This is a genomic window from Chryseobacterium flavum, from assembly GCF_003385595.1.
Lineage (GTDB): Bacteria > Bacteroidota > Bacteroidia > Flavobacteriales > Weeksellaceae > Chryseobacterium > Chryseobacterium flavum.
The window spans coordinates 22,585-49,049 of record NZ_QNUE01000009.1 but is presented as its reverse complement, the minus strand read 5'-3'; the positions used below and the strand labels follow the sequence as shown (position 1 = coordinate 49,049).

Sequence of the window (26,465 nt, the reverse complement as noted above, 5' to 3'; positions counted from 1 at the left end):
AATGATTACAAACTTAAAATACTGCTCAATAATTCCAAATAAGTGATTAATTATTTGTATCTTGCTGAATAATTGCATTGAACTGACAATCTGGACTCTAAGAACCAGTGTATTCACTTCTTTTCCTTTCATTATTTAATACTTCCGGCATACCTCTCTGTTCCCCTTCAAATCATTTATAAATCTGTTTTTGAAAAGGAGAATATAAATCTGCTGATTCTCTCCAAGAGAGAATTCAATGGTAAAAAAAATTATTAATGTTTTTATGTTTATAAAAAAATATTTAAGGATGTGGACATTTTTGATTCCTATCCTGGCATGGTTCTCTTATGTTGGAAATTCTGTTTTTTCTTCAGGGTATTACTCTGTGATTCTTACTTTATTTTTAATAGGAAGTGTTTTAGCTGCGGTGTACCATTCCGAAGTTATTGCGCATCGTTTGGGGGAACCATTTGGAACTTTGCTTTTGGCATTTGCCATTACGGTAATAGAAGTAGGGCTTATTATTTCCATTATGATGGGAGCAAAAGGTTTAGAAACCATTACTCTTGCCAGAGATACGGTTTTTGCTGCAGTGATGATAATCCTTACGGGAATCATTGGAAGCTGTATTGTCATAGGATCCTTACGATATAGAGAACAGAGCTTTACCTTACAGGGAGTAAGTACGGCACTGATTACACTGACCTCTGTTATTATTTTTGTTCTTATTCTGCCCAATTATACGGTAAGTCACCTCGGAGGCGAATACACGTCCCTCCAACTGCTTTTTATCGCCTTGATTTCTTTAGGGCTTTATCTTGGATTTACCATGATCCAAACTTTTAGACATCGAAGCTTTTTCATTTCTCCACAAAACAAATTATCCGAGAATTTGCCTCTAGAAATCAATAATAAAATAATTTCCACAAAACAATTGTATATCAATTGTATATTGTTAATTTTATCCCTGGGAATAGTCGTTTTGCTAGCAAAACTTCTTTCAAAGGATGTTGAACATATAGTTGTTTCTGTGGGTGCCCCTAAATCTCTTGTAGGTATCATTATTGCTGGTATTGTTCTACTTCCGGAAGGTCTGGCTGCATTCAGAGCTGCAAAAAGTGATCAGATTCAAACTTCATTAAATCTGGCTTTTGGTTCAGCTTTAGCGAGTATCGGACTAAGTATTCCTGCGATTGCCATTATATCTGTAATAACCGGTATAAGAATGACATTGGGGATAGATATCAAATCAACAATACTTTTAGGACTGTCTCTTTTTATTATTACTGTTTCACTGGCAACAGGCAGAACTAATATCATGCAGGGAATTGTATTGATCGCTATTTTTTTAATTTATCTTTTTATTACAATTGTACCATAAACCTATTTAAGTTATGCATTATATAGCTTGATATATAGTGAAACGGCCATCTTTAGTTTATATGATATGATGGTTGATATAGAATATATTTCATCATGAATCCAAAAAAAACGTTTGAAGGATCATGAAAAGAACTTTTTTCCTTACCAAACCGACCTTTCTTATAATTTCTCACTATCGGAAATCATTAAAACGGAGAGAAAGCTAAAATTTTGATTATAACAGAATAAATAGAAAATATAAATCAAAGATGAGATACTTATACCTATAAAATCATGGAAATCCATAAACATGATCTTGGAAATTAAAAGTTATTGCTTATTAGGAATTATTGCAGTAAACCATATTTTGTTTTATGACTGTGCAACAAGTAATGAGTACAAATCATATGATTATAAAGATGTTGCCCAAATATTGAAATTTCAAATAAAAACTAATGAGATAACACAGAAACTGCTTCACAACTTGGGTTAAGTCAATACTTTAAAAGTTTGAAAAGTACTCTGAACAGAAAAAAAAACATTTTTAGGAATTTTTAAGACAAGATTGTATTTATATCTGAGTAAAGATACAATATATAATTATGCTATTGAGAAAACATAACATTTCTATACTTTATCATTCTTCCCTCAGATAGCAATTATAATTTCCCATACAAAAGTCATTACATTTTGCAAAATCGAAAACTGTGTAAATAAAAAATCCCCGCTATTATGAGTAGATTTCTGTAGAGGTATAATCACACTCATATCCTGGAAACACTATATAGTAAATTTTACAGTCCGATTTAATATCCTACAGATATTAACCTTTCTAATGCTTAGGAGGAGAGTATATAACAAAACCCTCCTTTTTAGGGGAGAGTTAATTGTACTAATGAGAATGTACAACTATTATGAGCAGTAAATGTATATCTAAATAAATTACATTAATATGCTGCAAGTCATGTGATTCTATTTATTATTGTCGTATATGGAGTAGAAATAATACATTTATTTTTAACGCTCTTAGGGTATTTTTTAAGCATAACTTTTTAATGCGTCAATTCTGTGATAATATTTAATTTTCTTTGCAAGAAAGTTATAAATTTATTTTGACTGTAAATTCCAGTTTTCAGGAATTTGAAAGGTTTGTCACCTTTATGATGATTTGTGTTCCTGACGTGGAATTTAATATAACTTAATTGCTGCAGTACGAGGTGGTGTTTTTATAACCTATGTATTACAGCTTGTTTTTTATATTGCAGTTATCACACATTGTTAGTATCCGGAGTCTTTTTCTTACTGAGAGAGTGATGTTTTATAAAAGGGAAAAAATCTGTGATTATGCCCATAATTGTATAAATTTGGAGCTGGAAAAAGAAGAAATCTTAAAGATCATAAACCTAAGGTCTTATTACAGAGTTGCAGATAAATGACTGATATCAGAGTCTTTATCATAGGGTTGGCTGCTGGTTGAAAAACAAGTAAACTAATTATTTAGTAAAACAGAGCCTTGCCATGAGGTAACTTACCGTTGATTCTGCTCCCTGATTGAGATTCACATTTTTCTCTTCAAGACCATCATAACACCCTCCTGTTGCAGGGTTATAAATAATCTGATGCAAATGATTTTTTCCTAAAAACCAACTAAAAGCATTCCTCATCATCTGCAAATATTTTTCGTCTTTAAAAACCTTGTAGAATGTAAATAAGGCCAGTATGGTGTAGGCAACATCAATAGGCTGTTCACCACCAATTGATTCGGGGCTTTTAACCGTTTCTTTGTGCAGCCATCCTTTGTTGGATATTACTTTGATACCTCCTTTAATAAATATTTTAGAAAGCAAAAACTTGAAGGATTCATCGGCAACCTGTTTATACATTTCATCCTTGGTGGTAATCCACGCACACAATAAAGCTTCAGGGAGTACACCGTTTCCGTAAGTGAGATAGCTTTCAAACCAATGCCAGTCTTTGTGTTTTTCATGCTGGTACATTTTCACCAGACGATTGGCGAGTTTTTTCAATAATGGAATATTGTTTTCAGCATTTTGATAATGCAATCCCTTGATGATAAAAGCCATTGCACGAGTAGAATGCATTTTATCAATAGACGGAAGGTTTTTTTCAATAACTGATTCCGCTTCATCAGAAAACTGCAGCGGTAAAATAGCTTTTATAGAAAGAAGATAGCCCAGTGCCCAGATAGCCCTTCCATTAGAATCTTCAAGATTGGTCTCATAATTCTGCTGCGCAAATTCCTTATCTTGATTGATGTAATTAAGGAGACTCCCATCCGGTTGTTGACAAAACTTAATAAGCTTCAGATAAGTTGAGATTAAATCAAGGTCAGATTCATCTTTGCTCAATTCGTAATGTCTGCAGGCTACAATCATAGCACGGGCATTATCATCCAAAGTATACCCGGAATTGATATCAGGTTTGTTGATTTTAGAAAACTGGATCATCCCAAAATCCGTTGTCATATTTTTGACATGGCTGAGATTAATGTTGGGGAATGTATAATGTAATGTCATTTTATCTTTGCTGTATTGTTGAAATAATAGGGCGTGTGAAATAGAAGAATTCTCCCAGGCTGTAGGAGCCATTTTTTCTAAACTATTTGATCGTAATTTTTCCTGTGTGGTTTCGTTTTTCAGTAATGTATTCACGGCAGCAGCAAGCTGTTTTGGTGCTTCAAAATCAATAATAATTCCTAAGTCTTCATTTAATACTTCCAGAGCATGGGGAATAGGAGTGGAAACAATAGGACAGCCACAACTGATGGCATAGGAAAAGGTACCGCTTACTGCCTGATTTCTGTCTTTTGAAGTGAAAAGATAGATATTGGTAAGCTGAAGATAATCCAACAACTCATCCAAAGGCAGATACTGGTTGATAAAATAAGTATGATTTTCCAGATGGAGCCTCTTAACAGTATCCTTCAAAAAATCACGATATTTCTCACCTTCATATTTAATGATGCCAGGATGTGTTTTGCCAATAATAAGAAACATCACATCTGGGTTTTGGGAAATGATTTCAGGCAGAGCTTCTAAGGTAGTTTCAATATTTTTCCCCGAACCCAGTAAACCAAAGGTTGAAAGAACTTTTTTATCTTTAAATTCGTATTTCGCTTTCAGTGAAATTTTATCGATAAATGGCAGTAAATGGGTGCCGTGGGGTATCACTTTAATTTTATCAGGTGGAATATCATAATCATTGGTGAGGATATCCGCAGAAATACTGGTCATTACAATAATAGATTTTACAAAACTGCTGATTTCTTTTACCTTTTCTTTTAATTCCCAATCCGGTTTTGGCAGAACGGTGTGAAAAGTAATGATGATATCTTTCTCTACATTTTGAAGAAAAAGGAGCAATCCGTTTTTCGCTTCAGCGAAAAATCCAAACTCATGCTGCAGCATAACCAATTGAATATTGTCATTTTTGTTGATTTTATCAGCCAGCTCCAAATAAGAAATAGCATCGGATGTATTGAGTCGATATTGAGGGTTTTCTTCGTATCTGTAGCTTTCATCTTCAGTTTCCATTGGGCAGATGGTGATGGTAAATGATTCTTTGAACTTTAGCTGAAGAGATTTTATCAAATCCTGACAATATGTTGCAATACCGCACACCTTAGGAGGAAAAGTACTTATAAAGATAATTTCAGGTTTATAGTTAATTGTGTTTTTTTTATTTTGGACAGATCGTCTTTTTGTCTTTCCCTCCACGTCTGGGTTTATATTTTTATTCATGATGATATCTGTTTTAAAGTCTGACATTCTATAGAGAATAATCAATTATGATGTGCACTGTAGTAATTCCTTCAGTAATTCAGGGATGCTTAAAGAAACAACGGCTATTCTTTTATCTGCAGCGCCGTAATAAATATGGAGCGTATCTCCTTCTACAATGGCTCCGGTAGGGAAGCAGACATTGTTTACTTCTCCTTTCTGTTCCCATTCTTTATCAGGCTTGAAAAGAGGATAAGGAAGTCTTGAAATTTCTTTTTCAGGATGGTCAAGATTCACTAAAGCCGCACATGCGCTGTAAATATATCCTTCAATGGTATCATGCACACCATGATAGATTAAAAGCCATCCATGTTCGGTTTCTATAGGGGGACATCCGCCGCCAATATAGCTTACTTCATGCTCATATTTGGGAGATAATACAATATGTTCTTTAAAGTGAAGGAAATAGTCTTTCCAGAAATCAGGATTCAGATCTTCTATATTTTCTATCCCTACAATTTGGATATCTGGTCTTATGCGATGAAGAAAATAAAGCTTACCGTTAATTCGTCGTGGGAAAAATATCACATTTTTGTCCCATAGGAAAACATCTTTATTCTTATTGTGAGTAGGCGGGAGTTTGTTGAAGCGTCTGTACTTTTTTCCTATTTTACCTTGAGATTCTGCTAAAAGCTTAAACTTTTTGTATGGAATTTTTGGCACAATGATTCCTAGCTTTTGCCATGATATTAGATCCTTAGATAGGGCAAGTGCACCCAATGCATTAACCCCGTCATAACTGGTATAAGTAAGGTAAAATAAGTGATCGATTTTTACAATTCTTGGATCTTCAACACCATGTTTTTCGTATTCAAATTCAGGGATAATAACCGGATTGCTGAGCCGTATTTCAGGAGTCTTATAATCCGATAATATACAGTGTCCGATACTCGAGAAGTTATTTCTGGCAAGAGCCCTGTATAATAAATGTATTTTTCCGTTATCCTGAATGACAGCAGGATTTAGAACTCCTTCACTCTCAAAGTCTAATGTCGTTTTTCTGAGTATAATTCCATCTTTTTTCAAGGATACCATTTAGTTGCCGGTATTTCGGGCTTCTTCTTCCCTTTCTCTTCGTTTACTCATTTTATCCTCCCGTTTCTCTTTTGCAGATTTTGCGGGTGGAGTTTTATCTGATTTCTTTTTTCCGTCTTTTTCTTTTGACATTGTGAAATATTTTTTTGTTACCTGTAAATTTCAATCATTAAAAAAGGAAAGCTTTGCAATTGTCTTTTAATTTGTTGTATAAATCATAGATATTTCCGATTTAATAGACTAACTTTGGATAAATGACTGTTAATGAAATAATTGACGGATGTAACTAGTAGGGAGATGAAGTTGTATATAAAATATATGGTAAGTTTGCGCTGCAAAATGGTTGTCCATCAGGAACTGGAAAGATTGGGCATTAAAAATGCTGTCGTTGATTTAGGGACAGTAGAATTATTGGATGATATTAGCTCAGAACAAAGACAGATCCTTAAAGAAAATTTGCTTAAAACAGGACTTGAAGTATTAGATGATAAAAAAAGTATCCTGATAGAGAAAATAAAGAATGTAGTGATAGAAATGATTCATTATTCAGATGAATTCCCAAAAGAAAATTTCTCAGACTATGTAAGTGAAAAATTAGGATATGATTATACTTATCTGGCTAATACCTTTTCAGAAGTGAAAGGAATGACACTCCAGCATTTTATTATAATTAATAAAGTAGAAAAGGTAAAAGAACTGCTGTTATATGATGAACTTAATCTTACAGAAATCTCTTATAAACTCAATTACAGCAGCGTGGCCCACCTCTCCAATCAGTTTAAAAAAATTACAGGACTTTCCCCTTCATTTTATAAACAGCTGAAACAAAGACGTCTTGGAAATCTGGAAGACTTATAATGTGTGATATATGTAAAATTATACCGGATATATATAGCTTAGTATAACACTTAAACGGCCATCTTTGTAGTATAATAATCAGGAATTCACAAAATCCATAAAGCTTGTATCACTATAAATAGTGCAATTTTAGATAGGAAATAGAGTGAACAGTTGAAAATATTTATCAAACAACAGGCTGTTCTCCCGTATTTGAAAACATTGTAGTAGTAAAGAAAGATGTGAAAAAGCGAATATACGACATATAAAATTAGTAGGCTTAAGGATTCTCAATTTTGACAATGAGCATATTAAATCCCGATAAAATAGTAGATATGTTTTCGAAAGGGTTTAATTAATCAAGGATGGAGACCCATGGTTTCTGTCCTTTTCATCCATATTATAGGAATTGATAGATATATAAAAATTTTCATCAACTGAGTCCATAAAACTATTTGAACATTCATGAGTAAACAACATGTTTAAATACAAAACAGACTTTCTTATTATCACTTTAACATCAGAAGTCATGAAAACAATACACCTTTTTCAGTTTAAGAATTCCATTACCCGGAAACTTCCTTTTTTTAAGGAAGAATGTAGATTAGATAATTTAAATGATTTAATGTCCTATGATCTGATGAACACCGAAAAAGTGACTGAGTTCATTATTGAAGTTCATGATGATTTTATTTTTGAAGATATGACCAGAGAAGATCTTTTGTCAATGTGCAGAAATGCCAGAGAAATGATTGAGCATTATTTTGTAACAACCATGAATGATTATGACGTTATCTGAATATTGATTCAGCAGCATAAAAGTTTTTTTGATCAACATAAATAATAGACCCATGAAATTTCAGCAAAGTTTACTTGATTATATCAGTACTTCACTCATTACAATGAATGAAACGGTTTCTATAGCAGAAAGCGTAACCTCGGGATTAATACAGCTGGCTTTTTCCCAAATGGCTAATGCAAAACTTTTTTACAAAGGAGGAATAACAACTTTTACATTACCTGAAAAAGTTAGTTTTTTAGATATCAATAGAATTCAAGCTGAGGAAAATGGTTTTGAAACCCAAAAAATGGCTGATACAATGGCTGTAAAGGTCGCTGAATCATTTGGAACAGATTGGGGAATTGCTTCTACTGGATATGCTGCATCTGTAAGAAATTCGGGATTTAAAGTGTATTCATTCTGTTCATTCAGTTACAAAGGAGAGATTGTACTTTCCAAACGCATAGAGCTTCATGATAAGACTCAGGCACTGGATGCACAGTTGTATTATACCGAATTTATTTTAGGGTGTTATAAAAGTGCATTGAATCAAATATTAATTTAACTTACCATTTACCATCAGTTTAAAAGTATAGATTTTTAATTTTTCGCTTTTATTTATGTAAATCTCTACGAGTTTCCAACTCTGTAAAATTCTTTGTCAACCCTTTATTTGATTTTATGCTTGAAAAATTATTCGATTCTAAATTTTTTGAATAATTTATATCCAATATTTACAAATTTATTCATTCTTATGCAAAATAAAAATGGCGCTAACTGTCTTTAGTTGGCGCCATTTGGCTTTTGGTGACCTCGACAGGATTCAAACCTGTAACCTTCTGAGCCGTAATCAGATGCGCTATTCAGTTGCGCCACGAGGCCGTTGTTTCCTTGTTGTTTAAAGGTTTGCAAATATAGCACTTTTTTCCGTTCTTTGAAAGATGAAACAGAAAATTTTACTTTTATTCACGGTTTTTTCGCTAATCGCCTGTAAGAGAGAATCAAAAAATTCGTCCTCTGACTGGACAAATATCTCAACCCGTACTCAGTTTAAAGAACATGATGGAGTACTGGAGCTGAAATCGGGAAAATTCACCTATCATTTTAAGCAAAATCAGATCCCATTCAAAAAAATTATCCTTCTGAATGCGAGTATGGCAGGGTATATTTCTGAGCTTGGAGCAGAAAATCTGATCATCGGAGTCTCAAGCCCCGAATATATTTATTCTGAAAAAATTCAGCAATTGCTTGAAAACGGAAAGATTCAGAATGTGGGAAGTGAGCAGAAGTATGATGTAGAGAAAATTATTTCCCTGAAACCGGATGCTATTTTTACCAATCATATTGCAAGCTTCGATAATACTTATGAGCTTCTGAAAAATAATGGCATCCAGGTAATATTTTTAGACGAGTATAAGGAGCAGAAACCTCTTGAAAAAACAGCATACATTAAACTTTTTGGAGAATTTTTAGGAAAAGAAAAAGAGGCAGATGCCCGGTATAAAGAAATTCAGAAAAACTACGATGATCTGAAACAGATGGCCTTAACCGCAAAGGAAAAGCCCGTTGTGCTGGCTAATGAAATGTATGGAGATGTCTGGTATCTTCCGGGAGGAAATACTTCCGTAGCCCATTATATTGCAGATGCCAATGCATCTTATATCATGAAAGATAATAAAGACGAAAAGGCCCTGACCATGACTTTTGAAGAGGTATATGCCAAAGCCGGAGGAGTACAGTACTGGGTAAATGCAGGAAGTCATGCTTCTAAGAAAGAAATGCTGGCGATGAATCCTTTCTATGGGAAATTAGACGTCTTTACCAAAGGAAAAATGTATACCATTGCAGGAAAGGAAAAGCTGAAAGCCAATGATTTTTTTGAAAGCGGTGCAGTAAGGGCTGACCTCATCCTGAAGGATTATATAAAGATCTTTCATCCTGAACTTCTTCCGGGTTATCAGCTGACCTACATGAAAGAATTGCAGTAACTCAGACTATTTGCTTATTTTTGCAATTCCTTTTTAGAAAAAAGTTATGTGGAAAAAAATTAAACAGCTGATCTTCATTATTCTTTTGCTGAATGTGGCTTTCATTATCTGGGGCCGGTTCTTCAATCCTCCTGTTACCATTACGCAGATCGGTGGACTTTTGGAGTATGGAAAACTTAGCAGGGATTATATTTCCTATGATGAAATGGGAAATAACGTTAAAAAGGCAGTGATTGCTTCCGAAGATCAGAAGTTTTTTGATCATAACGGATTTGATTATACAGCTATTGAAAAGGCCATGAAGTATAACGAAAAAGGGAAAAAAATAAGAGGCGGGAGCACCATCTCACAACAGACGGCAAAAAATGTCTTTCTCTGGCAGGGCAGAAGCTGGATAAGAAAAGGGCTGGAAGCCGTCTATACCTTTATCATTGAAAAAGTGTGGACAAAGGATATTATCCTGGAAAGATACCTGAATTCCATTGAAATGGGACAGGGTGTATTTGGAGTAGAAGCAGCTGCCCAATATTATTTTGGAAAATCGTCCAAAGACCTGAGCACATCGGATGCTGCCTGGATTGCTGCAGTATTACCCAATCCAAAAAAGTATGACCCGAAGAATCCAAGCCCTTATCTGAGAAAGAAACATAACTGGATCATGAGACAGATGAGGAATGTGAGTTTGAAATAGTATCTTTGTACTAATGAAATTCTTTAATTCCAGCACAAATTTTGAATCAGTTCTTAAAAAATATTTTTCTTTTAAGAACGAAACCCTTTCTTTAGAACCTTTTGCAGAGTTTTTAGAGAGCATTAAGAGGGCGGATTTTACAGCTGTGCTCAATTTTCTCCGAAGTAATCCCGGGTTTGCTGAAAACTTCAGATACTACATACACAATATTTTCAAAGGAAGACCTTTTAACCTGTCCCTGACAGAAGCAAACATCCTTTCTGAAAATGCATTTTTTCCGGAACTCAAAAAAAGAATCCTGAATAAAGTACTGCCACCCGTAGAAAATGAGAAAACGGTGTGGTATATGATTGATAATGTAAGTCTGAGACCTAAAAAGGATCTTACCTACATCCATAATCTTCCCGAAAATGAGATTGATGAATTCTTAACGATTTTGGGAGCCTCAGATTTTATCATCAGGCCGAACGTTAAAAAAGAGCTTATCTTCTCTATGAACATCCTTTCATGGAGGGTAACCGGAATGGCAATGGAAGTGGAAGTGGTAAGAATGGCACCTCAGTACAGAAATCTTGACAACCCGTTTCTTGCCCTTCAGAACGAACTGGAAACACTGGCAGATGACCTGGCAAATGATCCTGAACTGCAGCTGCATTCCAGAGACAGCCGGTATAAGCAGATTAAAATTTATGCGGAACAATGTCTGGAATTTGTTAACATTGCTTTTAAAAACTCAGCCAAATATGGTATTTCAGGAAAGATCAACCAGTCTTTGCTGAAAATCCGCCAGCAGACCGAAAGGATTTATGAGATCGTGCAGCTTCTCGTGATTGATACAGATGAAGATGTGATCATAAAATCAAAACAGCTGATCTTTAATATATTAAGTTATAAATCCCATAAAAATAATATTGCAGACCTTATCAATGACAGTACGAGGCTGATTTCCCATCTTATTACAAACCATACCGCAGAAACCGGAACGCACTATATCACTTCTACGCGTAAAGAATATATGACCATGTTCTATAAAGCAAGTGGTGGCGGAATTATTGTAGGGGCATTATGTGTCCTGAAAATGCTGTACGGATATATTCCGGGAAGTGATTTTTCCCATGCATTCCTGTATTCAATGAACTATGCGATGGGGTTTGTCATGATATACCTGATGGGCTTTACCCTGGCTACAAAACAACCGGCAATGACAGCCGCTACCATGACCAAAGTCTTATCAGAAGAGGGAAATAATAAAAGAAATAATACAGAATTTGCGCATCTGGTTTCCAAACTGTTCCGGAGCCAGTTCATTGCTTTTGTAGGAAATGTATTGCTTGCTTTCCCGATCGCGCTTGCCATTATTTATGGCTTAGATGTCTTTTTCTCACAAAATCTTGCTGTTGACAGGTCAGACAAATTGCTGAAAGATCTTGATCCTTTCCGGTCCAAGGCCATTCTTCATGCAAGTATTGCAGGTTTTTACCTCTTTATTTCAGGAATCATTTCAGGAAATATAGGTAACAATTCCGTGTTTTACCAGATCCCGGAAAGGATTGCAAAAAACCTTTCGATCAGAAGTTTCTTCGGAAAGAAATTTGCCAAAGGATTGTCAAAATATTACGCTAAAAACTGGCCGGGGATCATTTCAAATTTCTGGTTTGGGGTTTTCCTGGGAGCTACAGCGCCGGTAGGAATGTTTTTCGGGCTTGATCTGGATATCAGGCATATTACCTTTGCTGCGGGGAACTTTGCGCTTGGATTGTACGGAAAAGACTTTTCAGTAGATGCCTATACCTTCTGGCTTTCTTTTCTGACAGTTTTTCTGATCGGTTTCTTTAACTTTTTGATCAGCTTCACTTTATCCATGTTCCTGGCATTCCGTTCAAGGAAAATGAATTTCGGACAGGTAAGTGAAATCTACAAGGAGATTTTTAGATATTTTGTGAAGCATCCGTTGAAATTCTTTTTACCATTACGCTCAGGTTTGGATAAAAAGGCAGATGATCTGATGAGCAGTACGATTTCCAATAAATCTGAAGAACATTAATAAACAGCGGAAATATATTATAACATAAAATGCTACTCTACAGGTAGCATTTTTATATTTTTATTCAATTATAAAATCTGGAGATCACTGAATTTCTCTGCTCCGAATTTATCCTGGAACTTTTTGAGATAAAAACTTTTGCGCATTTTGAAATCATGTTTTAGTAAAGGAGAATCAATTTTGATGATGATATTCCCCTTTTCAAGATTAACACTCCTGATTTCATTGAATAAACTCTCATCAAGATAATCTTCAAGAAAATCTTTGATCTCAAAAGCAATAAGTTTATCTTCAAAACCATATATCCGGGCAAAAGATTTCACCAGTTCCGAGGACTGATATTCCCGTTTTTTTTTATTCTTCATAATAAGTGTATAGATCTAAATTTCAAAAATTATACTTTCTTCATTGATCTTTTTTACCACACTTTCGGTACGCTCTCTGTGAGTATCTGTAATGAATATCTGACCGAAACTTTCACGGTTCACCAGTTCAATCAGCTGGGATACCCTGATGTCATCCAGCTTATCAAAAATATCATCCAGCAAAAGGATAGGGGTTTTATGGGTAAGCTCTTTCACCAGGCTCATCTGAGCCAGTTTTAAAGAAATCAGAAAAGATTTCTGCTGTCCCTGGGAACCTGTTTTTTTGATCAGGATACGATCCATTTCAAAGAGCAGGTCATCTTTATGTATTCCTTTGGAAGTATAGGTAAGCATGCGGTCCCGCTCAAGGCTCTCCCTTAAAAGCTCTTCAAAAGGATTTTCAAGCAGGTGAGATTCATAAATAACAGAAACCGTTTCTTTACCTCCTGAAATAATATGGTAAAAACTCTGGACAATAGGGTTTAGCTGTTCTACAAATTCTTTTCTTTTATTAAAAATTTTAGTTCCGGATTTTGTGATCGGGTCATCATAGATTTCCAGGGAGTCTTTATCCCAGGTTCTGTTTTTGGCAAAATACTTCAGGAGGGCATTTCTCTGCTGAACCGCTTTCTGGTACTGGATCAGGTCAAAAAGGTATTCAGAATCCGTTTGGGAGATCATGGAATCCAGAAACTTTCGTCTGCTTTCCCCTGAATCAGAAATAAGATTGGAATCGTAAGGAGAAATCATCACGCTGGGCAGATACCCGATATGATCAGCAAGCCTGTCATAACTTTTATCATTTTTTTTGATCACTTTTTTGGCTTCTTTAGGCTGCGTGATCCGGATAATATCATCGCAGTCCTCATTCTCTACTTCAGCATCAATTGAGAAAAAATCTTCTCCGGCTTTAATATTATTGAGATCGGTATTTCCCAAAAAGCTTTTTCCAACGGACAGATAATGGAGAGCATCCAGAATATTGGTTTTTCCCACACCATTATTTCCCACAAAACAATTGATCTGCGGTGAGAACTCAAATTTTTTCTCCGAATGGTTTTTAAAATTGTAAAGGGAAAGTCTCTTGATAATCATGGGTCAAAAATACTCCATTATTAGTAAAAATAAAAAAGGAAGTGCCGAACAAGTTTCTACTCCAAATGAAAAATAGGAGTCATCCCTTTTATTATCAGAGAAATAAATAAGAATACAAGTAATTATCCCTGATAAAAAAAATGAAAGAGCATAGTCGGTTTTAAGATAGAAAGCCCCGATAAGGCAACTGATAAAAACAAGAACATAGGCAATATATCTGGTGTTTTGAATCCCGATCAGAATAGGGAAGGTTTTTACCGTATCCTTATTCATATCCCGGATATCAAAGGGAAGTACCAGGGCTGTGATAAAGAAAAAGCTGGTCAGGAAAATCGGAATGTTGAATTCCGGGAGAGTAAGCCAGCAATTGACCAGGGCCCAGACCAACCCTACATAAAAAACTTTCAGCAGGGGAATTTTCCGGATGTAAACTTCAAGAAAAAAACTGTTATAAAGAAGTCCGAGAACTACAATAATAAACCATTTCAACAGTCTTATTTCATTATGGTTATGGATGATCAGGAAGGCACAGATAATTCCGGCTATGACATTTAAAACCAGTATTTTATAAAAATGTCTGGTATATTGATATTTGGTATACAGATAACCGCTGAAATACGTAATGAAAATTAGCAGTACAGTGGGGAAACGGAATGTGTTTTGCTCTTTCATGAAAAATACTGCAAAAAGAGTTCCCATAAGAGAGACATAAAATTGACTGTCTATGATATATTTTTTCAGTATTTTTAAGAAGTTCATTTATCAAAATTAATATATATGAAAAGATTTTCCAAGATATTTATGCTTTTGCTTTTAATGCTGGGCTTTTCACCCGTCTTTGCACAGAAATATTATGAAGACCAATGGAAAAGAATTGTTGAAAACAGCAGGAAAGGAGGCTATAAGTCAAATCTTCCCATTATTTTAGAGATACAAAACCAGGCCATGAAAGAAAATAACGCACTTCAGCTGATCCGTTCCCTGAAAGCGGAGTTCAGTGTTGTAAACCAGACTGTTGATGACGACAAGAACGATGCAGCCTCAAAATTTTTCAGCAAACTTCAGAATGTAGAAGAAAAACTAAAGGGAGAAGATAAGTGGGTATATAAAGTTTTGTTAAGTAATTTTTTCCTGGATTATTTCAATCAGAATTACTGGCAGATTAATGGAAGGACCAATATGAATTCACAGGATATTTCACAGATTGAAACCTGGAGTAAACTGGATTTTAAAAATTACCTGACCAAAACCTATCAGGAGCTTGACAAACAGAAGCAGGACATGAAAAAAACTGCGCTTGTAAAATACAAAGACCTGTTTCTGGGGACAAAGGATCTGGACTATTTTCCCTCTTTATTTGATTGGTATGCCCTTCAGAAAATCGGGTTTTTATCAGATAATAACCTGTTTACAAAAAATGAACTCACAGAGAACCGTACTTCAATCAATGCTATTTTTGACGAACTTATTGCACAGAATAACGGAAACCCGAAACTGTATTTCATGAAAGAAAAACTGGTGGAGAACTGTAATTTCAATGCATGCAAAGACAGGCTGGAACAGCTTCAGAATCTTGCAAAGTCAGATGTTGAAGGAGATTATAAGGTGATGATCTTGGAAGATATTATGAATGAACTGATTGCCAAAAATAAAGCAAAAGAAGCATTTGCCGTGGCTGCTCAGGCTAAAGCACAATATCCGAAATCGTTATTTATTGAAAATATTAAAAATAAAGAAAATCAGATTACCAATCCGCTGCTGAATATTAAATACGAACAGCAGACCCAGAATAACCTGCCTATTCATTTTATTGCAGAATACAAGAATGTAACGGCATTTACGCTGAATATTTATGAAGTAAAAGAAGACTTTTCTTCAGCTATGCAGTACATTCAGAACTCATATGGAAATACCTTTGAAAAAGTAAAAAAGAACCTGGTCAGAAAAGAGACTTTCCAGCTTTCAGATCCAAAAGATTTTCAGACATATAAAACGTCACTGGAGATCAAACCCCTTCCTTCAGGAATTTATGTGGCAGAATATTCAGTGGCAGGAGAAGAGGCGAAAATTTTGCCTGATCCTAACCAGAATTTTTATTTTCTGGTATCCGGAAACAAAATCATCTACCAGTCTAAAACAGACAGGAATCCGCTTTCGAATGATCTGAAACTCGTTAAAAGTGAAAATGGACAGCCCATCATCAATGAAACTCTTACATTTTATGAGTTCGTGGCCAATAAAACCCTGAATAAAGTGGAAGGTAAAACCAGTGAAAAAGGAATATTTAAATTTCCTTCCACTGCCAATAATCAGTATTACAGGACTTTTCTGATTCATCAGCCTAAGACGAATGATTTTCAGATCATGCAGGTATACGGGAACAGAGGGGATGTAGAAGATTACAATCCTAACAGGGAACCCCGGGCTACAGCCCAGATTTTTACCGACAGGGCGATCTACCGTCCCGGGCAGACTTTATATTTCAAAGTGATAAATACTAAGCTGAATAAAGAGGCAGAGACTGTACTTTCAGGGCTGAAACAAAAAATAACACTATTGGATGCCAATAGTCAGGAATTGTCTTCCCAGGATTTTACCACCAATGAATTTGGTTCTTACCATGGAAGTTTTATCCTCCCGAAAGGAACATTGAACGGTACATTCTACCTGAGAACAGATGGTGAAACACAGGGATACAAAGACATCAGGGTGGAAGAGTACAAAAGACCCAAATTTGAAGTAACCTTTGATCCTGTAAAAGATGAATATAAATACGGGCAGACTATTGAACTGAAAGGTAAAGCCATGATGTTCTCGGGAGTAGCCCTAAGCAATACTACCGTTAATTATGAAATAAAAAAACATAATATCAGATGGAAGTATTTCTGGTGGTACCCGCATGATAATGACAATGAGAATTCCATTTTAGGAGAAGCCAGAACCAATGAAAAAGGAGAATTTGTTATTCGTCTTGACCTTAAAAAAGATGAAAAGCTGGAAGGAATCCAGATTGACAACTATGAGATTAACGCCTCTGTTACCGATATCAATGGTGAAACACAATCCGGCAATACACAGCTGAAAGTAGCTTCTGTTTCTCACTATATTAAAGCTGATGAAATTAAGAATACTTTCAGCGATGAAAATATTAAGCTAAAAGTAGAGACAAAGAACTACAACGAACAGATCCTTAAAAAACCTTATCAGGTTAAGCTTTCAAAACTTTCGGCTCCGGACAGGATTTTCAGAGATAACTTTAAAGCAGAGATCCAGAATCGTCCTGAATATTCAAAACAGGAGTTTATCAGTAAATTCCCGCATGATCTGTTTGACAAGCATGATGAGATCAAAAACTGGAAAACAGAAAAGATCATAACAGAAAGGCAGCAGCCATCAACGGATAATGCTGAGCTGGAACTTGGAAAACTGGAAGCAGGAGACTATCAGCTGGAGTTATTTAATATTGAAGGAAAAGACACGATCAAATCTTCCCAGTATTTCAGTGTTTGGGATAAAAACTCTTTAAAGCCCGTACAGAAAACATTCCTTACCGTTATAGCACCAAAGGATGAAGTTTCAAGAGGAGAAAAGGCAAAAGTTTATGTATACTCTGCCATACCTGATGCAATCGTTAATGTATTTGTACAGGATGGTTCAGGAAAAACAGTTTCAGAAAGCCATCAGCTGAAAAAAGGAATGTTGGAATATACAGCAGACATACCTAAAGATAAAGGAATAAGCCAGTTAAATATCCAGTTCCAGATAGTGGCGTATAATGATGTGAATACACAGACCGCCACTTTAAAGATAAAAGATACGGAACGGCCTTTGAAAATAGAAACCATTACATTCAGGGATAAACTGGAACCTGGCTCCAAAGAAAAATGGATGGTTAAGGTGACAGGGAATGATAAAGAAAAAATAAATGCTGAAGTTCTGGCCAATATGTATGATATGTCACTGGATCAGTTTGCGGTGAACAGCTTTAACTGGAGCCAGCTATACATTCCATTTACCGTTCTTACATCGTATGATATCAGAAGTTATCTGTTACAGAAAAGCTATCAGAAAAGAATAAAGTATTTTAACGGAAATTACGTGGAAGTACCAAACTTTAACTGGTTTGACGGGAATTTATATGGAGGAACAAATCAGAGGATACAGATTGAAGGTGTTCTTCCGGCACCCGTTGCAAGAGAAGCAGCAATTGAAACCGCTGCTATGGGAAGAGCTGAAAAAAGAACCAGAGGTTTGGTAGTGTCTGCATCTAAAGTAAGCAACCAGGATGCTGCTGCTGAAGTGGCGGATGTGGAAGGCGCCGGAGAAAAAACAGAAAAGGTTCCTGTGCGTCAGAATCTGAATGAAACGGCATTCTTTTATCCGGATTTGAAAACCGATGCCGATGGAAATGTAAGTTTTGAATTTACTTCTCCGGAAGCGCTGACAAAATGGAAGCTGATGTTCCTTGCCCATACGAAGGATGCAAGAGCTGCCACACTGGAAAAAGAAGTGGTGACCCAGAAAGAATTTTCCGTTACTCCAAATTATCCGAGATTTTTAAGAGAAGGAGATGAGCTGAACCTTCAGTCTAAATTATCAAATCTGACCAATAAAAAATTAAGCGGTTCTGCCGAACTTCAGATTCTGGATGCCTTTACCAATGAAAATATTTCTTCCCAATTTGGAGTGACATCAGCAACTCAGAATTTCAATGTAACTGAAAACGGAAACGGGGCACTCACCTGGAAACTCAAAGTTCCGGATAATATATCTTCCATTATTGTAAAAGTAGTGGCAAAAGCCGGAGCATATTCAGACGGAGAGCAGCAGGCAATAGCTGTTTTACCAAACAGGATGCTGGTTACCGATGCATTACCTGTATTTGTAAAAGAGGGAGAAACCAAAACATTCGTTTTAGAATCTCTTAAAAATAATACCTCCAATACAGCTTCTAATGTTTCCAATACCCTGGAGCTGACCACCAATCCGATCTGGGAAATTATGTTTGCGCTTCCGGGTCTTAAAAACGATCAGAATAATTCTGCAGATGTAATTTTCAACAAATGGTTTGCCGATGTACTGGCTTCCGAGATATTCCGGGCCAATCCGAAAATGAAAGCGGTTTTTGAGGAGTATCAGAATAAAGGATTGCTAAACTCAAACCTGGAAAAGAATCAGGAACTGAAACAACTTTTGCTGGAAGAAACCCCTTGGGTACTGGAGAGCAAAAATGAAAAAGAACAGATGCAGAAACTGTCATTGCTGTTTGATACCAACACTATGAGAAACTCAATACATAAAGATTGGGATGATTTCAGGAAACTGCAGAATCCTGATGGCGGGTTCTCCTGGTATGCCGGATATCCAAGTTCATATGGAACATCTTTATATATCCTCAAAAGCCTTGGAAAAATCAATTTGTGGTTAAAGGATCATGTGACAGATTATCAGGGTACGGAACAAAAAGAGCTGATTGCAAAACTGGTTCAGTATGTAGATAGTGAAATCAGTAAATATGCAGATGTTAAAAAAGAGAACATCTGGAGCAATTGGGCGCTGGATTACCTGGATACCCGAAACTATTGGGAAAAACAATACCCTTTAAAAGGAAAAGGTGCCACATTAAAACTTCAGGTAAAACAAAAGGCCAAAACGGCAAAAATTACAGATTTCACCTTCTTCGGACTTCATCGTGCCGCATTGCTGATGAATGATTACGGTTTAAAAGACATCTCTGATAAGCTGATGACGTATCTTAAAGAAACGTCTGCCGGTACAAAAACTCAGGGAGTGTACTGGAAACAGAATCTGAATGACTGGGGATGGTTTGGTTCAAAAGTAGTGAACCATGCCGGAGCATTGGAAGCCTTTAATACCTTAAAACCTGCAGATCAGGCGTTTATTGAAGAGATGAAAATCTGGCTGGTCACCCAGAAAGAGGTGAACTCATGGGGAAGCTCAAGAGGTACTTCAGAAGTGATCTTTACCTTATTAAATTCAGGAAAATCCTGGACGGGACCAGAAAGTGATAAAGCCACCATTGTCTGGGGAGGAAAAGATCTGGCACCACAAATCCAGGCGACAGGATATGTGAAATCTGCGGTAACTGCGGAAATGATCAATAAAGATTTAGCAACGGTTACAGTTACCAAACCTGGACCCGGAATTGTTCAGGGAGGATTATTCTGGCAGTATTATGAAGATCTTGATAAAATAAAGTCTTCGGAGAATTATATTTCCGTAACCAAAGAACTGTATAAAAAAGTGAAGACAGTGAATGGGGAGGAGCTTCAGAAAATCTCTGCTGAAACGCCATTGAAAGTAGGAGATAAAGTAACCGTAAGAATGATACTGAATACAGACCGGGCAATGGAATTTATTCATATTAAGGATATGCGTGCCGCAGGATTTGAACCGGTAGATGCATTATCAGGATACCAGTGGAAAAATAATTTAGGCTACTATCAGTCAACGAAAGATGCCTCTGCCAATTTCTATATTCAGTATATGCCGAAAGGGAAGTATGTCTTTGAATATGATGTGGTAGCAAACGCTTCCGGAAAGTTCTCTAACGGGATTACAACCATGCAGAATTATTATGCCCCGCAGATGAATGCACATACAAAAGGAACGGGTATTCAGATTTTGGAATGATTTTTGGCTATTGGGTAGTAATTAAAATTTAAAATCACACACAATGAAATTTTCAAAAACTTTAATTACAGGATTGGTATTAATGGCAGGGGTAAATGCTTTCGCTCAGAAGAAAGCTGAAAAGTTTGAAAAACTACAGATTGAAATGTTCCCAAAAGCTAAAGAAGGATACAAACAAGTATATATTCAGCTGCCGGTTGCAAAAAATGAAAACGATTTAAAAGTAGAAATTTTTGTAGGTACTGAAAAAATGTTAGACTGTAATAAATACTTCCTGATGGGAGAAATGAAAACCCAGGATCTTCAGGGTTGGGGATACAACTATTATGAAATAGAATCTAACGGAGAAACAGGAGGTACTTTAATGGCGTGTTTGGATAAAAAGCTGACGAAAAAGTTTGTGACACTTAAGCCGGAAATTGTGAGATATAACAGCAAACTTCCATTAGTGTTTTATGTTCCGAAAGATATAGAAGTACGTTACAGGGTTTTACGTCCCGATGCTGTTATGAAAAAAGCAGTTCAACAATAACAATCGCTTATTATAAATAGAAAGCTCTTCACAGTGATGTGGGGAGCTTTTGTTTTGGGTAATCGCTTCTCATGAACCTGTTTTTTTGAGGCAATTTAAATTTTTAAAGCCTTCTCTGGGTTCTGTTAATGTAAAGAAAAATAAACAACAGATAGATTTTTTTTAAGTTTTTTTCAATTTTAATTGCTCGTTAAACGATTTTGCCAGGTGTTTGTTTTATGGGATTTGGGAGCTTAAACATATTTTAAACTGGTTTTCACTTCGTTAAATTCTTTAACTTATTTGTGAGAGTCTTAACATTTTTTGCACTATATTTGTTATAAACATAAACCATGAAAAACAATTTATTGATTTTTACGTTTAGTTTTTTTGCTTTTCCTGCTTTTGGCTGGGCTCAGTCCGCGCCGGATTTTAAGGAACTTCTGGATAGTGCTATGGTACGGGATTCAAACCTTAAAATGCAGATCACCCAAAATAAGCTTACCGATCTTGATGAACACAAACTGAAAGATATCTTTCTTCCTACTCTGGAATTGAGCGGAAAAGCAGGATATCTGAACGGAACAGCAAGACTTACGTCACCGGAAATTAATCTGGCACCTTTTATCAGTATTCCCGAAGGGACTTTCAATAATAATTTCAATGTTTCAGGATTTTCAGGAATAGCTAAAGCTGATGCCAAAATGCTGCTGTATTCCGGAGGAAAAGTTAAGTACCTGAAAAAAGCAGTTGAAGAAAAGAAAAAATCCGAGGATATCCTTTTGGAAAAAACAAAAGATGAGGTAGCAGCAACGGTATCCAGAGCTTACGATCAGCTGGCACTGATTCATCAGTCTAAAAAAGTACTGGATGAAAGCAAGAAAAGGCTTGATATTAATAAAAAAACAGCAGATAAAGCATTGGGCTATGGCCTGATTACGCCCTATGATCATAAGAAAATTGAACTGGCACAGGCTACCCTGAATGCAAAAGTAGTAGAGTATGAAGGAAAAAAAGAACTGCTCCTTACCCAGCTTTATATACTGACAGGTATTGATAAAGAGAGGCTCAGAATGATTGACCCTGTTCTATCTCCTGTAGACCTGCTTTCTCCGGAAAAAGGAATAGAACAAAGAGCAGAGATCAGGGCCCTTGAACATGGGATTTCGGCTGCTGACTATAAAATAAAAGCAGAAAAAACATGGATGATTCCTAAAGTACAGCTAATGGCTTCCGCCTACTATATCGGACTATACGGGAATCGTATCAAATCCTCTGAAAATATTATTCCGGCTGTCCCTTTATTGGGATATGAAGGCAGGAAACTGGACTGGAGACCAAATAATATCAATGTATTCCCACTGATTACTGCAGGAGTAGGTTTTAAATGGGAAATCTTTGACGGGAAAGAAGGAAAACACGCGGAAGAAACAGCTAAAGTTGGGAAAGAAGTGTTGCAGAATCAGAAAGAAGATGCACTGAAGAAGTTAACCCTGAATCTGGCGAATAACCAGACCAATTACGATATTGCTACCGCACAGATTTCATTAAAAGCTAAAGAGAAAGAGCTGGCAAAAAACGCATTGGTACAGGCAGAAAAAGAATTCAGATACGGAATGAGTAAATCTTCTCAGCTTATTGAAGCCGAAAATGATCTGGAAGTTGCCGAGCTTGAATACCAGAATGCAATTTTTAACCAGAGAAGAGCAGGAATAGAGCTGATGAGGTCTACACAGGAGCTGGATATCAGCAAATTTTATTTAATCCCTTAAAATTAAAATGATGCATAAAAATATATCAATACTCTTTGCTGCTCTGGTTTTATTAGGGAGCTGTGGCAAAAAAAATGAAAAGATAACAGAACATGAAGGAAAAACTAAAAAAGACGTTATTTCTTTTGCGCCAAAAGTAACCGGAAGAATTTTAAAGATCTATGTTTCGGAAGGACAAACCGTAAAGAAGGGAGATACACTGGCATTACTTGATGTACCCGAGGTATCTGCCAAAATAGCCCAGGCTCAGGGTGCGGTAAACGCAGCTACGGCGCAGGAACAAATGGCAAAAAACGGGGCCACGGCAGATCAGTTGAGACAGCTTCAGGCAAAATATAAAGGACTGAAAGAGCAGTACGAATTTGCACAGAAATCATACAGAAGGGCTAATAATATGTTCCGGGACAGTTTAATGTCTCCTCAGGCTCACGATGAAGTATATGCCAAACTTCAGGGAGCAAAAGCTCAATATGATGCAGTGGTAGCAGAGCTGGATGATGTGAAAAGAGGAACCCGTTTTGAAAAAGTGGAAATGGCAGCAGGCCAGGCATCACAAGCTAAAGGAGCCTTACAGGAAGCCAATGTTGCCTACTCGGAACGCTATGTTATTGCTACCAATGATATGGAAGTTGAAACGATCAGCCTGAATACAGGTGAATTGGCAACAGCCGGTTTTGCATTGTTTAACGGATATATTCCGGAAAGTACCTATTTCAGGTTCACTGTTCCTGAAAGTGCGGTTTCAAAATATAAAAAAGGACAGCAGGTAGCTATGCAGGTAGTTTATAACAAAGAAAATCTTGAAGGAAATATTGTATACATAAAACAGCTGACAAGGTATGCGGATATTACAACCGCTTATCCGGATTACCAGCTGCAGGATGCAATTTATGAAATAAAAGTAAGGCCTAAAGATATGAATAAGGCTAAAAATATCCTGGTTAATGCCAATGTGATTCTGAAATAATAATATGAAACAGCATGCCGGATGATCTCCTTAAAAGATGGAAGTCTGCCCGGATTATTAAATATACCTATAAACAGATGAAAGAATTTTTCCGTCTTTTAAAACGTGAGTTCAAACTTTTTATCGGCAATTCTACCTTAAGAACTGTGTTCTTTCTGGCACCGGTTTTTTATGCTACGCTGCTGGGGTTTGTCTACAAAAGCGGAAAAGTTGAGAATACACCTGTATTGGTGGTTGACAGGGATAATACCCCTTTGTCTAACCAATTGACGGAAATGCTTGATGACAATAAAAGCATTAAAATTATCAGATACCTTCAGGAGCCCCTGAGCATCAAGGATGAAGTGATCAGGCATGAAGCGGCCGCCGTGGTGATTATTCCGTCAAGGTTTGAAGGAGATATGCTTCAGAAAAAATATCCGGAACTGAATGTGTATATCAATACCGGGAATGTTCTGACGGCTAACTTTGCTTCCAAGGCACTTCAGCTTACGATTGGCACTTTTTCTGCCGGAGCTTCCATCAAGGCACTGCAGAAAGCCGGAATGCCTGCTGCAAAAGCTGTTACACAATATGAACCTTTCAAAGCCAATTACATCACCCTGTTCAACACCACCGGAAATTATCTTATTTTTATGTGGCCTGCCATGCTCGCTGTAGTATTGCAACAGGTGATCCTGCTGGCTATGGCTGTAAGTTTTGCCGCAGAATTTGAAAGAGGCTCTTTTGTGAAGGAATATCTTAAAATGAAAAGATGGGCTTTCCCGACCATGCTGATTAAAGTAATTCCTATCTGGGTATTTTCTATCCTTATTGTAGGGATCTATTATTTCATGCACATGATTTTCAGGGTTCCAATGCCGGAAGGAATACTCAATTTTATTTTGCTGACTGCGGTTTTTGTTGGATCTGTTTCGTTTTTAGGCGTATTCATCAGCATATTAATTCCGGATGCATTAAAGGCAACCCAGATTCTCATGGTAATTGCTTCACCGGCGTTTATCATCAGTGGTTTCACATGGCCTTTGAACGCTATGCCTGCTTTTGTTCAGTTTATCGCCAATATTATTCCCCTTACCCCCTTTTTACAGGCCTTTAAAATTTTACTGATTCAGAAAGGATCCGTAGAGCTTACTTTTCCTTATCTGAAACATTTAAGCATTCTTCTGGCTGTGTATGCTGTTCTGGGATGGATTGCTTTAAAGATCAAACTCTGGCTTATTTTTAAAAAGGCAGAACCTCAGGAAATAGCTTCAGAAAATACGATTCAGGAAGATTAAGAATTTTGTATTGATATAAATAGTAAAAATGTATTCATGGTTTTTTACTACAGGATTTACTGATATTTGTATAGCAGTTTCTATCTGACTGTTATTTTATCAGATCGTCTGTTATTCTTAAAAATTCACTTTTTACACCGGGTAAAATATGCAGGTATATGGTAGATCCTTCCTGCAGGCTGAAGAAATCAACATCCTTAAAAATAATGACATCCTTACTGGTGTCTACAGTTGTATAATCTGTTTGAATTTCAAATTGAAATTTCATAGAGCTGCTGTATTTTTGTTTTATATGCAAAACATTTGTTCTGATAATCTGTTTGGATGTGATATTTCTGTATCTGAAAGCATTTTTATAGAATACGAAAATATATTTGTTCGCCAGTAACAGAAAAATAAAATACATGAACAGAACGATAAAGCTCCAGAGATCCCATTTTCCTTCAATAAAACTTATAGCTGCCAGAAAAGCAATATAACTGCATCCGGCTAAAACAGGAATGATCATAAAGAAAAATATAAAAAATCTCCATATTAGGATTGTCATAAGCCGGCGTTTTTCTTTTTCAGTCAGTAAAACCTCTTCTATTGTGTCATTCATTTTCTTATTTTTTCAGGGTTTGGAAAATTCCTGTTATTCCCTTCTGTTATTACTCAAAAAAGATAAGCCTCTTAAAGATATAGAAAAAAACAGGAATAAAAAAAGAAAAGAGGGTTGTCCAGGATTGAAATACTCTTTGCCAAAAGCCATTAACCAATCGTAAACAGTATTTTAAAATGTACATAAAACCAAACAAAAAAACTGATATATTTGTCTGTGATAAATTAGAAAAAAATGGAAAACGTATTTGACGCAAAAGATGCTCAGAACTATATTGATAGGATAAATAAGCTCGTGGAAGATACCCATGGATTGTGGGGGAAAATGACTGTTGACCAGATGCTGGCCCACTGCTGTGTAACTTATGAAATGATCTATGAACCTGAAAAACATAAAAAGCCGGGAGCAATTGCCAAATTTATCCTGAAAACATTTGTAAAACCTAAAGTAGTGGGTGAGAAATCTTATCCCAGAGATTCTCCTACTGCTCCTCAGTTTTTGATTACAGGGAGAAAAAACTTTGAAGAAGAAAAAACCAGGCTGATCGGCTTTATTCAGAAAACACAACAGCTGGGAGCTTCTGCTTTCGATGGTAAAGAATCCCTTTCTTTTGGAAAACTGAACGCTCAGGAATGGAACAATATGTTTGCCAAACATCTGAATCATCACCTGGCACAATTTGGTGTTTAAAAAAACAAAC

20 protein-coding genes and 1 tRNA gene are annotated in these 26,465 nt (G+C 36.2%); 13 read left to right on the top strand and 8 right to left on the bottom strand.

Features of this window, described 5'->3' with window-relative positions; translation table 11 throughout:
- Window positions 1-265 precede the first annotated feature (265 nt).
- On the top strand, window positions 266-1,363 hold the full coding sequence (locus DRF59_RS12415; RefSeq protein ID WP_115960708.1) for a calcium:proton antiporter: 1,098 nt from the start codon (window positions 266-268) through the stop codon (window positions 1,361-1,363).
- A gap of 1,474 nt (window positions 1,364-2,837) precedes the next feature.
- Here DRF59_RS12415 and DRF59_RS12410 read toward each other — a convergent pair.
- From DRF59_RS12410 to DRF59_RS21195, 3 genes are read right to left on the bottom strand one after another with little or no spacing between them, the layout of a single operon-like run.
- Complete coding sequence (locus tag DRF59_RS12410) at window positions 2,838-5,105, bottom strand: glycosyltransferase (RefSeq protein WP_241505582.1); 2,268 nt, start codon at window positions 5,103-5,105, stop codon at window positions 2,838-2,840.
- 45 nt (window positions 5,106-5,150) lie between these two features.
- On the bottom strand, window positions 5,151-6,179 hold the full coding sequence (locus DRF59_RS12405; RefSeq protein WP_115960358.1) for a glycoside hydrolase family 130 protein: 1,029 nt from the start codon (window positions 6,177-6,179) through the stop codon (window positions 5,151-5,153).
- A complete protein-coding gene (locus DRF59_RS21195) occupies window positions 6,180-6,311 on the bottom strand; it encodes a hypothetical protein (protein WP_262510632.1) in 132 nt (43 codons plus the stop codon). It abuts the gene before it with no gap.
- Between the two features lie 165 nt (window positions 6,312-6,476).
- Between DRF59_RS21195 and DRF59_RS12400 the strand changes: the two genes are divergently transcribed.
- The 3 genes from DRF59_RS12400 (at window position 6,477) to DRF59_RS12390 (ending at window position 8,362) form a co-directional block, all read left to right on the top strand.
- Window positions 6,477-7,037 (top strand): helix-turn-helix domain-containing protein, encoded by a 561-nt coding sequence (locus DRF59_RS12400; RefSeq protein ID WP_206606744.1) that lies wholly within the window; start codon window positions 6,477-6,479, stop codon window positions 7,035-7,037.
- Window positions 7,038-7,545: 508 nt separating this feature from the next.
- Window positions 7,546-7,815, top strand: coding sequence for a heme oxygenase (locus tag DRF59_RS12395; protein ID WP_241505581.1), 270 nt, complete (start codon window positions 7,546-7,548; stop codon window positions 7,813-7,815).
- A 52-nt stretch (window positions 7,816-7,867) separates the two neighbouring features.
- On the top strand, window positions 7,868-8,362 hold the full coding sequence (locus tag DRF59_RS12390; protein WP_115960352.1) for a CinA family protein: 495 nt from the start codon (window positions 7,868-7,870) through the stop codon (window positions 8,360-8,362).
- A 240-nt stretch (window positions 8,363-8,602) separates the two neighbouring features.
- On the opposite strand, the gene DRF59_RS12385 is transcribed toward DRF59_RS12390, so the two are convergent.
- Window positions 8,603-8,679 (bottom strand) — tRNA-Arg (locus DRF59_RS12385).
- Window positions 8,680-8,738: 59 nt separating this feature from the next.
- Here DRF59_RS12385 and DRF59_RS12380 point away from each other — a divergent pair.
- Genes DRF59_RS12380 through DRF59_RS12370 form a run of 3 tightly spaced genes read left to right on the top strand, consistent with a single transcriptional unit; the run spans window position 8,739 to window position 12,520 of the window.
- Window positions 8,739-9,785, top strand: a complete 1,047-nt coding sequence (locus tag DRF59_RS12380; protein ID WP_115960349.1) for an ABC transporter substrate-binding protein — start codon at window positions 8,739-8,741, stop codon at window positions 9,783-9,785.
- Between the two features lie 46 nt (window positions 9,786-9,831).
- Window positions 9,832-10,476 carry a monofunctional biosynthetic peptidoglycan transglycosylase gene (gene mtgA, locus DRF59_RS12375; protein ID WP_115960346.1) on the top strand — a complete coding sequence of 215 codons (645 nt, stop codon included), beginning with the start codon at window positions 9,832-9,834 and terminating at the stop codon, window positions 10,474-10,476.
- 13 nt (window positions 10,477-10,489) lie between these two features.
- Complete coding sequence (locus DRF59_RS12370; RefSeq protein WP_115960343.1) at window positions 10,490-12,520, top strand: recombinase; 2,031 nt, start codon at window positions 10,490-10,492, stop codon at window positions 12,518-12,520.
- A gap of 68 nt (window positions 12,521-12,588) precedes the next feature.
- Here the strand turns inward: DRF59_RS12370 and DRF59_RS12365 are convergent, their stop codons facing one another.
- Genes DRF59_RS12365 through DRF59_RS12355 form a run of 3 tightly spaced genes read right to left on the bottom strand, consistent with a single transcriptional unit; the run spans window position 12,589 to window position 14,739 of the window.
- A complete protein-coding gene (locus tag DRF59_RS12365) occupies window positions 12,589-12,885 on the bottom strand; it encodes a hypothetical protein (protein WP_115960340.1) in 297 nt (98 codons plus the stop codon).
- Window positions 12,886-12,900: 15 nt separating this feature from the next.
- Window positions 12,901-13,980, bottom strand: a complete 1,080-nt coding sequence (gene recF, locus DRF59_RS12360) for a DNA replication/repair protein RecF (protein WP_115960337.1) — start codon at window positions 13,978-13,980, stop codon at window positions 12,901-12,903.
- Window positions 13,981-13,983: 3 nt separating this feature from the next.
- Window positions 13,984-14,739, bottom strand: coding sequence for a UbiA prenyltransferase family protein (locus DRF59_RS12355; RefSeq protein ID WP_115960334.1), 756 nt, complete (start codon window positions 14,737-14,739; stop codon window positions 13,984-13,986).
- An 18-nt stretch (window positions 14,740-14,757) separates the two neighbouring features.
- Between DRF59_RS12355 and DRF59_RS12350 the strand changes: the two genes are divergently transcribed.
- The 5 genes from DRF59_RS12350 (at window position 14,758) to DRF59_RS12330 (ending at window position 25,164) form a co-directional block, all read left to right on the top strand.
- On the top strand, window positions 14,758-20,634 hold the full coding sequence (locus DRF59_RS12350; protein WP_115960331.1) for an alpha-2-macroglobulin family protein: 5,877 nt from the start codon (window positions 14,758-14,760) through the stop codon (window positions 20,632-20,634).
- Between the two features lie 43 nt (window positions 20,635-20,677).
- Window positions 20,678-21,166 (top strand): serine protease inhibitor ecotin, encoded by a 489-nt coding sequence (gene eco / locus DRF59_RS12345; RefSeq protein ID WP_115960328.1) that lies wholly within the window; start codon window positions 20,678-20,680, stop codon window positions 21,164-21,166.
- 332 nt (window positions 21,167-21,498) lie between these two features.
- Window positions 21,499-22,917, top strand: a complete 1,419-nt coding sequence (locus DRF59_RS12340; RefSeq protein WP_115960325.1) for a TolC family protein — start codon at window positions 21,499-21,501, stop codon at window positions 22,915-22,917.
- 10 nt (window positions 22,918-22,927) lie between these two features.
- Window positions 22,928-23,884 (top strand): HlyD family secretion protein, encoded by a 957-nt coding sequence (locus DRF59_RS12335; protein WP_115960705.1) that lies wholly within the window; start codon window positions 22,928-22,930, stop codon window positions 23,882-23,884.
- Window positions 23,885-23,898: 14 nt separating this feature from the next.
- The gene (locus DRF59_RS12330; protein ID WP_241505580.1) at window positions 23,899-25,164 is read left to right on the top strand and encodes an ABC transporter permease; all 1,266 of its coding nucleotides are present in this window, start codon (window positions 23,899-23,901) and stop codon (window positions 25,162-25,164) included.
- Window positions 25,165-25,255: 91 nt separating this feature from the next.
- Here the strand turns inward: DRF59_RS12330 and DRF59_RS12325 are convergent, their stop codons facing one another.
- Complete coding sequence (locus tag DRF59_RS12325; protein WP_115960322.1) at window positions 25,256-25,765, bottom strand: hypothetical protein; 510 nt, start codon at window positions 25,763-25,765, stop codon at window positions 25,256-25,258.
- A gap of 234 nt (window positions 25,766-25,999) precedes the next feature.
- On the opposite strand from DRF59_RS12325, the gene DRF59_RS12320 reads away from it, so the two are divergent.
- The gene (locus DRF59_RS12320) at window positions 26,000-26,455 is read left to right on the top strand and encodes a DUF1569 domain-containing protein (protein ID WP_115960319.1); all 456 of its coding nucleotides are present in this window, start codon (window positions 26,000-26,002) and stop codon (window positions 26,453-26,455) included.
- The last annotated feature ends 10 nt before the right edge of the window (window positions 26,456-26,465 follow it).